13 protein-coding genes are annotated in these 12,645 nt (G+C 71.9%); 8 read left to right on the plus strand and 5 right to left on the minus strand.

The window, feature by feature from the left end; genetic code table 11:
* Positions 1-42: 42 nt before the first annotated feature.
* Complete coding sequence (locus tag J2S59_RS14390) at positions 43-564, plus strand: YbhB/YbcL family Raf kinase inhibitor-like protein (RefSeq protein WP_068124170.1); 522 nt, start codon at positions 43-45, stop codon at positions 562-564.
* 17 nt (positions 565-581) lie between these two features.
* Here the strand turns inward: J2S59_RS14390 and J2S59_RS14395 are convergent, their stop codons facing one another.
* Positions 582-1,082 (minus strand): NUDIX domain-containing protein, encoded by a 501-nt coding sequence (locus J2S59_RS14395; protein ID WP_068124168.1) that lies wholly within the window; start codon positions 1,080-1,082, stop codon positions 582-584.
* Between the two features lie 126 nt (positions 1,083-1,208).
* Between J2S59_RS14395 and J2S59_RS14400 the strand changes: the two genes are divergently transcribed.
* The gene (locus J2S59_RS14400; protein ID WP_068124166.1) at positions 1,209-1,757 is read left to right on the plus strand and encodes an RDD family protein; all 549 of its coding nucleotides are present in this window, start codon (positions 1,209-1,211) and stop codon (positions 1,755-1,757) included.
* On the opposite strand, the gene J2S59_RS14405 is transcribed toward J2S59_RS14400, so the two are convergent.
* The 4 genes from J2S59_RS14405 to J2S59_RS14420 all read right to left on the minus strand — a co-directional run bounded on the left by J2S59_RS14405 (position 1,738) and on the right by J2S59_RS14420 (position 4,906).
* The gene (locus J2S59_RS14405) at positions 1,738-2,499 is read right to left on the minus strand and encodes a sulfite exporter TauE/SafE family protein (protein ID WP_068124164.1); all 762 of its coding nucleotides are present in this window, start codon (positions 2,497-2,499) and stop codon (positions 1,738-1,740) included. The genes J2S59_RS14400 and J2S59_RS14405 overlap by 20 nt on opposite strands.
* The gene (locus J2S59_RS14410) at positions 2,496-3,644 is read right to left on the minus strand and encodes an SPFH domain-containing protein (protein ID WP_068124162.1); all 1,149 of its coding nucleotides are present in this window, start codon (positions 3,642-3,644) and stop codon (positions 2,496-2,498) included. The genes J2S59_RS14405 and J2S59_RS14410 overlap by 4 nt, the downstream gene beginning before the upstream one ends.
* A gap of 72 nt (positions 3,645-3,716) precedes the next feature.
* Complete coding sequence (locus tag J2S59_RS14415; RefSeq protein ID WP_068124159.1) at positions 3,717-4,175, minus strand: NfeD family protein; 459 nt, start codon at positions 4,173-4,175, stop codon at positions 3,717-3,719.
* 29 nt (positions 4,176-4,204) lie between these two features.
* The gene (locus J2S59_RS14420) at positions 4,205-4,906 is read right to left on the minus strand and encodes a biliverdin-producing heme oxygenase (RefSeq protein WP_068124157.1); all 702 of its coding nucleotides are present in this window, start codon (positions 4,904-4,906) and stop codon (positions 4,205-4,207) included.
* A 174-nt stretch (positions 4,907-5,080) separates the two neighbouring features.
* Here J2S59_RS14420 and J2S59_RS14425 point away from each other — a divergent pair, with 174 nt between their 5' ends.
* From J2S59_RS14425 to J2S59_RS14450, 6 genes are read left to right on the plus strand one after another with little or no spacing between them, the layout of a single operon-like run.
* The gene (locus tag J2S59_RS14425; protein ID WP_181642517.1) at positions 5,081-6,178 is read left to right on the plus strand and encodes a heme/hemin ABC transporter substrate-binding protein; all 1,098 of its coding nucleotides are present in this window, start codon (positions 5,081-5,083) and stop codon (positions 6,176-6,178) included.
* Positions 6,175-7,296, plus strand: a complete 1,122-nt coding sequence (locus J2S59_RS14430) for a FecCD family ABC transporter permease (RefSeq protein ID WP_246360576.1) — start codon at positions 6,175-6,177, stop codon at positions 7,294-7,296. The genes J2S59_RS14425 and J2S59_RS14430 overlap by 4 nt, the downstream gene beginning before the upstream one ends.
* Positions 7,293-8,102, plus strand: a complete 810-nt coding sequence (locus tag J2S59_RS14435; protein WP_068124152.1) for a heme ABC transporter ATP-binding protein — start codon at positions 7,293-7,295, stop codon at positions 8,100-8,102. Before J2S59_RS14430 ends, J2S59_RS14435 begins: the two co-directional genes overlap by 4 nt.
* Positions 8,099-9,211 carry a hypothetical protein gene (locus tag J2S59_RS14440; protein WP_068124151.1) on the plus strand — a complete coding sequence of 371 codons (1,113 nt, stop codon included), beginning with the start codon at positions 8,099-8,101 and terminating at the stop codon, positions 9,209-9,211. Before J2S59_RS14435 ends, J2S59_RS14440 begins: the two co-directional genes overlap by 4 nt.
* Complete coding sequence (locus J2S59_RS14445; RefSeq protein ID WP_068124149.1) at positions 9,208-11,394, plus strand: hypothetical protein; 2,187 nt, start codon at positions 9,208-9,210, stop codon at positions 11,392-11,394. Before J2S59_RS14440 ends, J2S59_RS14445 begins: the two co-directional genes overlap by 4 nt.
* 49 nt (positions 11,395-11,443) lie before the next feature.
* Complete coding sequence (locus J2S59_RS14450; RefSeq protein ID WP_068124147.1) at positions 11,444-12,589, plus strand: Ig-like domain-containing protein; 1,146 nt, start codon at positions 11,444-11,446, stop codon at positions 12,587-12,589.
* Positions 12,590-12,645: the final 56 nt, after the last annotated feature.

The following is a 12,645-nucleotide window of genomic DNA, read 5'->3' on the forward strand; positions in this document are numbered from 1 at the left end:
ATTCCGGGCAGGGTGGCAGCGCTACCGAACCAAGGAGGAACGATGAGCATCGAGCGTCCCGTCGCGCCCAACCCTTACGAGCTGCTGCCCGCTGTCCCGAGCTTCACGCTCACCAGCGAGGACGTCACCGATGGCCAGCCGCTGAAGCAGGACCAGGTCGCCGCGGGCGGCAACATCTCCCCGCAGCTGAGCTGGAGCGGTGCGCCGGAGGGGACGCAGAGCTTCGTCGTCACGTGCTTCGACCCCGACGCCCCCACCCCGTCGGGCTTCTGGCACTGGGTCCTCGTCGACGTGCCGGCCGACGTCACCTCACTGGCGACCGGTGCTGCCGCCGGTGGGCTGCCCCGCGGGGCCTTCCACGTCCGCAACGACGGTGGTGAGGCCGGCTTCATGGGCGCTGCCCCGCCGGAGGGCGACCAGGTCCACCGCTACTACTTCGTCGTGCACGCGGTGAAGGAGCCCACCCTCGGGGTCGATGCCGCTGCCTCGCCCGCCGTCGTGTCGTTCAACCTGGCGTTCAAGACCCTCGGCCGCGCGATCATCCACGGCACCTACCAGCACTGACCTGAGCTGGCGACGGCTCACCGTCCCCCGGCCAGGACGGCGTACTCCTGCGACTCCAGGAGCTCGCGCAGGATCGTCGCTGCGCCGGGGGCCAGGTCGAGGCGGCCCGCACGCACGGAGTCGGGGTCGACGAACACGATCTGCCGTCCCTCCCCGAGGACGACGTCGACGTCGGTCGCGGTCGTCGTGCCGACCCACACCTGCCACCGGTCGGTGAGCGCGGGGTCCCCCTTCGGGGCGTGCACGAGCTCGACCTCGCGCCACAGCCGCAGATCGGGTACGACGTCCGCGTCCAGCCCGGTCTCCTCGCGCAGCTCGCGCCATACGGCTTCGGTCCAGTCCTCGCCGGGATCCACGTGCCCACCCACGAGGCCCCACTGCAGCGGCGCGACGGGTGCGTGCTCGTCGCGCTCCTGCAGCAGCAGGTAGCCACGCGCATCGACGAGCACCGCGGTGGCCAGCCGGCACTGCGTCCGCGCGCACTGGGCAGCGCTCACGCCGGCCTCGGAGGAGTTCATGACGACGAGACTAGGGCGCCGCGTCGACGACGAGCCGGGACGAGATCTCGTCCTCGAGGAGGAGGGCACGGCGCTGCCGCGCCACTACGGTGCCAAGCAGAACCTGTCACTCCCCTGGAGGTCTGCATGCCCGGCACGCTGGTCGACCGTCTTCTCGCACGCCTCATCGACGGCGTCATCCTCGCCGTCGTCGTCTGGGGCGTGGTCTCCTCGGTGCTGAGCGCGGTCATCATCGGCGGCGCGCTCGGCTACCGCAGCAGCGCCTACTTCGTCCTCGGCATCACGCTGGCGGTCCTCGGACTCGTCATCAACCTGGGCTACTACGCCGTCCTGGAGACACGCACCGGTCAGACCGTCGGGAAGATGGTCATGAAGCTGCGCGTCCAGGGCCCTGACGGCGCCCTGCCGACCGTCGAGCAGTCCCTGCGCCGCAACGCCTTCCTGGCGGCGGGCGTGGTGGGCACCGTGGCCTCCAACATCCTCGGCATCGTCCCCGTCATCGGCGGCTTCCTGGGTGGGCTGGTCTCCCTGATCGCCGGACTCGGGGCTCTCGCGCTGGTCCTCTACATCGCCTACACGATCAACGAGGACGAGACGGGCCGCCAGGGCTGGCACGACCGGTTCGCGGGCGGGACCCAGGTGCTGAAGGAAGCGGTCAGCCCAGCGCAAAGCTGACGAGCGCGACGCATCCGACGACGACGATCACGCAGCGCAGCAACCACGGCGGGAGCCGGCGGCCGACGGAGGCGCCCACCTGCCCACCGATGACGGCGCCGACGGCGATCAGACCGGCGATCGCCCAGTCGACCTCGGCGATGATGATGAAGAGCAGGGCGGCGACGCCGTTGACGAGCCCGGCGAGGACGTTCTTGGTGGCGTTGTTGCGCTGGATCGTCTCGTTGAGGCCGATGCCCAGTATCGCGACGAGCAGGACGCCCTGCGCGGCGCCGAAGTACCCGCCGTACACGCCGGTCAGCAGGACCAGCACCCACACCCACCAGGACCCGTTCTCCGGAGTCGTCCTGCCGCCGCCGACGCGGTCGACCCAGGCCCTGACCCCTGGTTGGAAGGCCACGAGGAGGACGCCCAGTCCGATGAGGACGGGCACGATCGCGCGAAAGGCCTCCTCGGGGAGCACGAGGAGCAGCAGCGCGCCGATCACGCCGCCGATCAGGGACGCGCTCCCGAGTCGGATCAGCCTGCTGCGCTGTCCGCGCAGCTCGCGCCGGTAGCCGATGGCCCCGGAGACCGAGCCCGGGGCGAGGCCGATGGTGTTGGACACGTTGGCCACGACGGGCGGGACCCCGAACGCCAGCAGGGTCGGGAACGTCACGAGCGTTCCCGACCCCACCACGGTGTTGATGGTGCCGGCGGCGAGCCCTGCGAGCAGGATCGCCGCCATCTCGAGCAGACTCACTCCGGTGGTGCGCTCCCGGTCTCGGGTTCGATCTCGAGCTCGGGGGCGGCGGGCTCGGAGGCCGCGGCGGCCCGGGCTGCGGCCCCGGCACCGGATCTCGTGTTGCTCGCCTGCTCCGCGGCCGCGATCGCGGCGGCGACCTCGTCCTGGGTGTCGCTGGTGTCGCCGATCTCCTCGACGCTGGGCGCGTTGGCACCCATGTCGACCCGCTTGGCCGGGCCGTCGACCTCGTCGGGGATGCCCTTGAGACTGTTCATCGTGGAGCCCAGACCCTCGAGGGCCTTGCCGATCTCGCTCGGGACGATCCAGACCTTGTTGGCGTCGCCCTCGGCGATCTTCGGCATCATCTGCAGGTACTGGTAGGCCAGCAGCGACTGGTCCGGCCGGCCGTCGTGGATGGCCTGGAAGACCGTCTGGATGGCCTGACCCTCACCCTGCGAGCGCAGGATGGCGGCCTCGCGGTCGGCCTGGGCGCGCAGGATGAGCGCCTGGCGGTCACCCTCCGCGTTGAGGATGGCCGACTGCTTGTTGCCCTCCGCGGTGAGGATCGCCGACTGCCGCTCGCCCTCGGCGGTGAGGATCGCCGCGCGCTTGTCGCGGTCGGCGCGCATCTGCTTCTCCATCGAGTCCTTGATCGACGGCGGCGGGTCGATGCCCTTGAGCTCGACCCGGTTGACCCGGATACCCCACTTGCCGGTGGCGTCGTCGAGCACGCCGCGCAGCCCGGAGTTGATCGAGTCGCGGCTGGTGAGCGTGTCCTCCAGGTCCATCCCGCCGACGATGTTGCGCAGCGTGGTCATCGTCAGCTGCTCGATGGCCTGGATGTAGTTGGCGATCTCGTACGTCGCCGAGACCGGGTCCGTGACCTGGAAGTAGATGACGGTGTCGATCGAGACGACCAGGTTGTCCTCGGTGATCACCGGCTGCGGTGGGAACGACACCACCTGCTCGCGCATGTCGATGACGTAGCGCACCTTGTCGACGAACGGCACGACGATGTTGAGGCCCGGGGTCAGCGTGGTGCGGTACTTGCCGAACCGCTCGACGATCCCCGAGCGGGCCTGCGGGATGATCCGTACCGTCCGGGCCAGCGCCACGACGGCGAAGAACGCGATCACCAAGAGGATGATCAACACTGTGGGCATCAGGCTCCCCTTCTCAGCGGGACCGGTGTGGCCCCACGGTTTGGCTGACGTGCTGCGTCGCGCCCGGTGGCGCTACGCGTCGAGCTCCGGCACCGGGTGGACGAGTGCGGTCGCGCCGCGGATCTCCAAGATGTCGACGGTCGCCCCCTCGGCGATGACCAGGGTCTCGTCGTAGGGCCGAGCGGTCCAGACCTCGCCCCGGATGCGGATCTGTCCGTCGTGCGCGGTGATCGGGGCCAGCGCGATCCCCTGCTGGCCGACCAGGGCCTCGTGGCCGAGCGTCAGCGACGGTCCGGCGTGCAGGCGACGCGCCATGCTCGGGCGCACCAGCCACAGCATCGCCACCGCGGTCACGACCGCGAGCAGCGCCTGCAGGACGACGGGTCCGCCGAACGCTGCCGTCAGACTCCCGCCGAGCGCGCCGACCGCCAGCATGAGGAGGACGAACTCGAGGCTGAACAGCTCCGCGACGCCGAGCAGGACGGCCAGCACGAGCCAGCTCTCCCAGGCATGTTCGCGAAACCACTCCATGACGCCACCCTACCGGCGAGGTGGGCGCGTCAGTCGGTGACCAGATAGCGGTCGAGGTCGGCGCTCAGCGCGGTGAAGATGCCGTGGTTGAGCCGGAAGGCCAGCTTCACCTCGGCAAGAGCGTCGGCCCGCTGCGCGGGACCCAGGTCGAGGGAGTCGAGACGAGCGCGGTAGCCGTCCTTGTAGGGCTTGGGCTTCTCGATGCCCGCGAAGCGGTAGAACGCGGTGCCCTCGCCGTCGGCCAGGTCGTAGGTGCGGGCGATGATCCGCCCGATCGCCTGACCGCCCGACAGGTCGCCCAGGTAGCGGGTGTAGTGGTGGGCGATGAAGAGCCCGCCCCACGACCGGGAGTGCTCCAGCCGCTCGACGTACGCCGTGACGGCGGGGTCCGTCGAGACCCGGGCGCGCCAGTCCGGTCCGGCGAAGAAGGTGAGGTCCTCGGCCAGAGCGGCGGCGCGCTCGAGGAGCGGGTCCCAGACCGCGGCCGCGAGCGGGTCGGGCCGCGCGGCGTCGCCGACGAGCGCACGGCCGGCGGCCTCGAGGGCGTCGTACACCGGTGCCATCGCCAGGAGGTAGGCGGCGTACCCGTCGCGCGACACCTTGCCCTCGAGGAGGAAGGACATGAAGTCGGAGGTCTCGGCCTCGGTGTGCTCGCTCTGGGAGCCCTCGCGCAGCAGGCGCGACAACGGAACGTCCGTGGCGGCGAGGGGGCTGGCGGTGTCGATCGTCACGAGGGGCCTCTCTGGTGGGACCGCGGCCACGGGCCGGCGGTGAGCCTGATGATGACAGTGTGTCATATCGAGGTGACGATGTGTCATGTTGACATGGAGCGAGATCTTAGGCAAGCCTTAGTGAGCCCAGGCTAACCTGGCGCAGCCGCCCCCTCCCTGTCCCGAAGGTCGTCCGTGCTCCCACGTCCCGCCGTCGCCACGCTGCTGCTGGCTCTGGCGTTGGTCCTCACGGCCTGCGGAGGCCCAGGCACACCGACGACAGCGAGCACGACCGGCGAGGTCCGCACCGAGTCGCTGGCCGAGGCCACTGTCCTCGAGACGCCCAAGGAGCATGTGGGCGCCGAGGTCGCGGTCCTCGCGGACCGGCCGATCGCACCCCCGGCTGAGCCGGTCGAGCCGCAGCTGCCGGCCACCGTCGTCGACAACCAGGGCACCGAGGTGACCATCACCGACACGAGCCGGGTGCTCGCGCTCGACCTGAACGGCACCCTCGGTCGGCTCGTCGCCGAGCTGGGCATGCTCGACTCGCTCGCCGGCCGCGACACGTCCACCACCTTCTCCGAGGCCCGGGACCTGCCGTTGGTGACCCGCGCGGGTCATGACCTCAGCGCCGAGGCCATCTTGGAGGTGCAGCCCACGCTGATCATCACCGACACGAGCCTCGGCCCGTGGAACGTGCTCCTGCAGATGCGTGAGGCCGGCATCCCCGTCGTCGTCGTCGACTCCGCGCGCTCCACCGAGAACGTCGCCGAGCTCGCCGAGCAGGTCGGTGCTGCGCTGGGCGTTCCCGAGGAGGGCAAGACGCTCGGGGCGCGCCTCACCACCGAGGTCGAGGACATCCGCACGCAGATCGCCGCGATCGCACCCCGCGAGCTGACCGACAAGCTCCGCGCGGTCTTCCTCTACGTCCGGGGCCAGGCGGGCGTCTACCAGATGCTCGGCGCCGGCACCGGTGCCGACAGCCTCATCGAGGCACTCGGTCTCTACGACATCAGCGCGGAGATCGGCTGGTCCGGCGCGCGGCCGCTCAACGACGAGGGCCTGCTCGCCGCACAGCCCGACGTCGTCCTCACCATGGCCAAGGGTCTCGAGTCGGTCGGCGGGGTCGACGGGCTGCTCGACCGCTACCCCGCGCTCGCCGACACCCCGGCCGGACGCAACCGGCGCATCGTGGCGATGAACGACGCCGACATCCTGGGCTTCGGTCCGCGCACGGCCGACGTCCTCGAGGCCCTCGCCCTCGCGATCTACGCCCCGGCGGACGCCCAGTGACGGTGTCTCCGACCGCCGTACGCCGGCCCGACCCGAAGCGGGTGCACCCACGTCCTGACGGTGGGCTCCCCCGCCGGCGCGGGGTTGGCGCGCTGCTGATGGTCCTCGGTGTCGCGCTCGTGGTGATCGCGCTGGTCGCCGCAGGCCGTGGACAGCTCGCGATCAGTCCCGGTGAGGTGCTGGGCTCCGTGCTCGACCGCATCGGGCTGGGCGGTCTCGGCGGGCTGCCCGCCACGCCCAGCCACCCGAGCGGCGAGGTCGCGCTGTGGTCGATCCGGTTCCCGCGCGTCGTGATGGGGGCGCTCGTGGGTGCCTGCCTGGCTGCTGCTGGTGCGCTCATGCAGGGCGTCTTCGGCAACCCGCTGGCCGAGCCGAGCGTGGTCGGCGTCAGCGCCGGTGCAGCCGTGGCCGCCGCCGCTGCGATCGTGACCGGGGCCGAGGCGTTCGGCGCCTGGACCGTCGCCGTCGCCGCCTTCCTCGGCGGGCTCGTCACCACGCTGCTCGTCTATGCGCTGAGCCGTGCCGACGGCCGCACGGAGGTCGTCACACTCCTGCTCACCGGCATCGCGGTCAACGCCGTCTGCTCGGGACTCCTCGCCCTCTTGATGTTCCTCGGCGACACCCAGTCCCGCGAGCAGATCGTCTTCTGGCAGCTGGGTTCGCTCAACGGCACGCGCTGGGTCTACGTCGCCGCGGCCGCGCCCGCCGCGCTCATCGGCCTGGCCGGCGCGGTCGCCATGTCGCGCCGGCTCGACCTGCTGGCGCTCGGCGACCGGTCGGCGCGCCATCTCGGCATCAACACCGAGCGCACCCGGATCGTCATCATCGTGCTGGTCGCGCTGCTCACCGCGGCGGCCGTGGCGTTCGCTGGGATCATCGGTTTCGTCGGTCTGATCGTCCCCCACCTCGTGCGCATGCTCGTGGGTCCGTCCCACCGCGTCCTCGTGATCGCGAGCGCACTGGGCGGGGCGGTCCTCCTCGTGCTGGCCGACCTCGTCGCGCGCACCGCCGTGACCTACGCCGACCTCCCGATCGGGATGCTCACCGCCCTCGTCGGTGGACCGGTCTTCTTCTGGCTGTTGCGCCGCGCCAGGGCGACCTCGGGAGCCTGGGCATGACCGGCCCGCAGCGCGCCGTGGTCGAAGCGCGCGGGGTCGTCGTACGCCGCGGCGGCCGTCCTGTGGTCGACCGCGTCGACCTCGACATCCTTCCCGCGACCGTCACCGCTCTGGTCGGCCCCAACGGGGCCGGCAAGTCCACGCTGCTGTCGGTGATCGCCGGTGACGTCGAGCCCGATGAAGGCGCGGTCCTCGTCGACGGCACCCCGCTGGCGAAGTGGCGTCCCCGGGACCTGGCCCGCACGCGGGCGATGCTCCCGCAGGAGCACCAGGTCGCCTTCGGGTTCCGGGTCGCGGAGGTCGTCGCGCTCGGTCGCTCGCCGTGGCGCGGACTGCCGGAGGAGGACCACGACGAGGAGGTCGTGCTGGCCGCGATGGCCAGCACCGACGTGTCCCACCTGGCGGAGCGGTCGTTCCCCACGCTGTCGGGTGGCGAGAAGGCGCGCACGGCACTGGCCCGCACCCGCGCGCAGTCGACGCGGATCATGCTGCTCGACGAGCCGACCGCCGCCCTCGACATCGGCCACCAGGAAGAGATCATGGGCCAGGTCCGCCAGGAGGCGGCCGACGGCAGCGCCGTGGTCGTCGTCCTCCACGACCTGAGCCTCGCCGCGGCGTACGCCGACCGGGTCGTCGTGCTCGACGAGGGCCGGGTCCGCGCGGACGGCCCGCCCGCCGTGGCGTTGGAGGCCGACCTCCTCAGCTCGGTCTACCGCCACCCGCTCGAGGTCATCACCCACCCCACCACCGGTGCGCTGCTGGTCATCCCCCAGCGCGCGCCCGCCTACTCGGAGGTGCTCAAGTGAGCCGCAGGATCCTTGCGGCGCTGCTGCTGGTCGCCGGCGTCGTGCTCGGCACGACGGCCCCCGCGCACGCAGCCGCGTCGGTGAGCGTGTCCGGTCCCGACGGTTCGGCGTCCGCCGCACCCGACACCGCCACCACCGTCACGGTGAGCGGGCGCGGCTTCACCGCCATCAAGGCCGGCTTCGGTGGCATCTACGTCGCCTTCGGGTGGGTCGCGGACCCCTCCCGTGGCACCTGGCGTCCGAGCCGCGGTGGCATCACCGGCGAGGACTACCGCTACGTGCCCGACACCGAGGACCGCGAGAACGCCGGGCGGTTGCGCTACGTCGCCTTCCCCGGCAGCTCCACGGCGGCCGAGGCCAACGGCGGCGCTCTCAGCGAGGCCGGGGACTTCCGGGTCCAGCTCACGATCCCCGGCGCGCGGTTCACGTCCACCGACCGCAGCGGCGCGAATGTCGCGGTCGACTGCACCGAGGTCCAGTGCGGCGTGATCACCTTCGGCGCCCACGGGGTGGCCAACGCCGACAACGAGACCTTCACCCCGGTGCGGTTCAACGCTCCCGCGTCCGGTACTTCCCCGTCATCGACGACCGACGAGGCCGACGCACCCCAACCCAGCGCCGCCACAACCCCTCAGCCACCGGGTGCACAGCCGGTGACCACCGTTCCGGACGGCGACATCCGTCTCAGCATCGACGCCGCCACGTCGATGGCCGGGCGGGTCATGACCTTCACCGCCGTCGGACTGCGCCCGGGTGAGCAGGTGCTCGTCCGTCTCGACGACGGTGTCGCGGCTGCCGGTCCGTTCACCGCCGGGACCAGCGGTGACGTCGCCGGCATGATCGAGCTGCCGGGCGATCTCGCAGCCGGCACCCACGAGCTCCACCTGACCGCTGCGGCGAGCGGTCGCGCGACGACGACGAACTTCGCGGTCCGGGCCGGCGACACCGCCGGCGACGCGGAGGTCGCACCGGTCGCGTCGGGGTCGAGCGACGGCGGCGACATCGCCGGCTGGATCTTCCTGGGCGCCAGCGGCACCGTCCTGCTCGCGGTGCTGGTCTGGCGCCTGCTCGCGATGCGGCGCACGCGTACGACGGGGGTGGCCGCGTGACCACCGCGCTCCCGCGTCGATGGGCGGCGCTCGCCGGGGCCGCCGTCCTCGCACTGGTCGCGCTGACCGTCGTCGTACCCCCGTGGGCCGCGGCCGAGGAGGAGTCCGCCGGCGTCAGCATCACGGGCGCGACCCTGACCTGGGCCCTCAACGACGAGATCGGCAACGCCGGCTTCGCGCCGGGCACGCGCAACTTCCTGCACGCCGGAGAGGTGCCGAACCCCGGTCGCGGCGGCTGGCAGATGCCGAAGAGCGCCTGGCGCTCCGCCCACGGCAACGTGACCATCGAGAAGCCGGACGCGGGCGGAACCTACCGCGAGGCCACCTGGGAGGGACTCGCGACAACCCCCCAGGGCGAGCCGGTGCTGATGCCGTTCGACGGAGGCGTCTCCAAGATCCGGGTGCGCATCGACGAGGGCACCGGGTGGTACGACCCCACGACCGGTCGTGCATCGCTCGGCTGGGATGCCACGTTCGGCGTGGTGTCCTACTCCGGCTTGTCGTTCTTCAACGTCTCCGGCATCCGCCTCGAGGTGCGGGCCGACGGCAGCGGTGTCGTGACCGCGTCGCTGGCCGGCTACGAGGGCTCGCCCAGCGACGCCGACGTGTGGAACCCGATCCCACCCACGTCCGTCGTGCTGGCCGAGCTGCCGAAGGTCGAGCTGTCGGCCACCGGCGCAGAGGGGTCGAGCGGCTCGCTGCGCGCGACCCCGGCGTACACCGGAGTCACCTTCGAGCCCGGTGGCGCCGCGGCCAAGCAGGTACGCACCGGGACGTGGGGGGCGTGGCCCCGCTCCTTCGTGCGCTTCCAGGAGCGGCTCGGCACGGCGGAGTACTGGTACTCGACCGGTGCGGCGACCGATCGGCTGAAGGTCGCACAGCCGCTGGCCGTCACGTTCACCGTAGGCGACGAGACGACCGTGCCCGGGCCGAGTGAGCCAGTGCCTGTCGACCCCGACCCGGTGGACCCCGGGCCGGGCAAGCCGGGCACCCCCTCCGAACCCACCGACCCGACTCCGGCGCCCCCGGGTGGCGGACCGAAGGCGGGCAAGCAGCCCTTCACGGTGAAGAACGCCCAGCTGCGGTGGGGCATGAGTCGCGAGGCGGGCAACGCCGCGCACCTGCCCGGCACCGTCAACCTGTTCAGCGCCGGAGAGCTCCCCAAGGGCTCGAGCCCGTTGGCGCAGCGCGAATGGCGCGCGCGAGCAGGCGCCGTACGCATCGAGAAGCGCAGTGCCGCCGGCGACTACCGACTCGCGACCTGGGGTGGGCTGTCCACCACTGCGACGGGCGCAAGCGTCGCGCCGGCGAGCAGCGACGCGTTCAGCGACCACCAGGTCGTCATCGACCACGGGTCCGGTCGCGTCGACCCCGCGCGCAAGAGCGCGACGATCCGCTGGTCGGGCCGCTGGTCGGTGGCGTTCTACTCCGGCCTCACCCGGTTCACGGTGGCCGACCCCGAGCTGCGGGTGCGCAACGGCCGCGGTCGGCTGTGGGGCACGCTGAGCGGGTACGCCGGGAGCCGCGAGGACGCCGTGAGTGGCGAGGAGTCCGTCCTCACGCCGATCCCCAGCAAGCGCGTCGTGCTTGCGGACCTGGGTGCGGTCCGGGTCGACCGGGCACGCGGGTTCGTGGTCACCCCGCGCTACGACCGGGTGCGCTACGACGCCAGCGGTGCCAACGCCGCGCAGGTCCGCACCGGCCCGTGGGGCTCGTTCCCCGCCGGGTTCATCGACTGGCTCGAGCCCGCCGGCGTCTCGGGGTTCTGGTATTCCACCGGTGGCAGCACCGACCGGCTGAAGGCCGCGCTGCCGGTCAGCGTCAGCTACCGCGCGTCCGCGCCGGTCGCCCAGCCGAAGCCCGAGCAGACCCCGACCCCTGAGCCCGTCCCCACGCCCGATCCTCTCCCGAGCGGCGGCAACACGGGTGTGCCCACGACGAGCGGCGCACCGGAGCCCGCCACGGCCACCGGTCCCGCGCTCGCGCCCCTGGCCGCTGGCCTACCGGCCCTGGCCACGCCCTTCTACGGCGGCCAGGCCGAGTCCGTCACGGCGCGCCCGATGGCGCTGCGCAGTGCCGCCGCTCCGTCCTCCGCCGCCCTCCCCTGGGCCCTCGGCACCGCCTTCCTGGCGCTCGCCGTCGCCCTGGCGCTCACGACACCTCGAACTTCGGCGCGTCGATGACGCCCGGATCCCTGCGCTCCCCCGGGAGCCACCACCTAGAAGGAGAACGATGAACAGCACCCGCAGTCGCCGCGTTCGTGTCGGCGGCACGCTGGTCGCGCTCGTGGCCGGCCTGTTGGCCGGTCCGGCCCTGGCCGTGTCGCCCGCCGTCGCGGAGGAGACCGCCGTTCCGACGGTGTCGGTCTCGAAGACCGCATTCCTGCCTGACGAGACCGCCGCGATCACGGTCACCGGCACCGGCTTCGACCCGGAGCTGGCTAAGGGCGCCCATCCCCCGTTGGCCGGTCGGCCAAGCGGCGTCTACATCGCTTTCGGCCGCTTCTCCGACGACTGGGCGCCGTCATCCGGGAGTCCGAGGAGCAGCAGGCCAGCGGCGGATGTGAACTGGGCCGTACTGGCCGAGAACCTGTTCCTGATCGGCGGCGCCGCCAACGGCGGGATCGTTCTGACCCCCGAGGGAGGATTCGAGGCGACTCTCACGGTCTCGAAGGACTCGGCTGATGCAGCTGCGAAGGACCTTGCGGGCGGCAACTATGGCATCTACACCTACCCCGGAGGAGGCGCAACCCAGCCGCTGTACGAGACCTACACCCCGATCACCTTCGGCACCACGGCCGAGCCTGCTGCTTCCACCATCACCCTGGCCGCTGGACCGGCGGCCTACGGTCGAGCTGCTACTGCCACCGCGACGGTGACGGCCGAGGGCGGCGCCACCCCGAGCGGCGAGGTCGAGGTGCTCCAGGGCGCCAAGGTCCTCGGAACCGCCACCCTCGACAACGGCACGGCGGTGGTGAAGCTCCCGGCGCGCCTGCGCGCCGGCACGCACCAGCTGACGGCGCGTTATGCCGGTGACACCGGTGTTGCGCCGAGCTCGACCACCGCGACCCTGCGCGTCGCCAAGGCCGCATCGCGGGTCGTCGCCAAGGTCGCGAAGAAGCGCGTCAAGGTCGGCAAGCGCGTGCGTCTGAACATCCAGGTCGGCTCGCCGGTCAAGGGCGTGCGTCCCACCGCCGGCACGGTTCGGGTGCAGATGCGCGGGTTCGCCAAGGTCGTCAAGATCAACAAGGCCGGCAAGGCGCGCGTCGTCCTCCCGGCGCGCAAGAAGGCCGGCAACTTCAAGGTCGTCGTCACCTACCGGGGTGCGGCGAACTTCAAGGCCGCCCGCACCACCGCCGTTCAGCGCGTCGCGCGCTGAGCCCTGATCCACCGATGGGTGGAGAGTTGAGCGTGGCGTAGAACGAGAATGCCCTT

The sequence above is a fragment of the Nocardioides massiliensis genome (genome assembly GCF_030811215.1).
Taxonomy (GTDB): domain Bacteria; phylum Actinomycetota; class Actinomycetes; order Propionibacteriales; family Nocardioidaceae; genus Nocardioides_A; species Nocardioides_A massiliensis.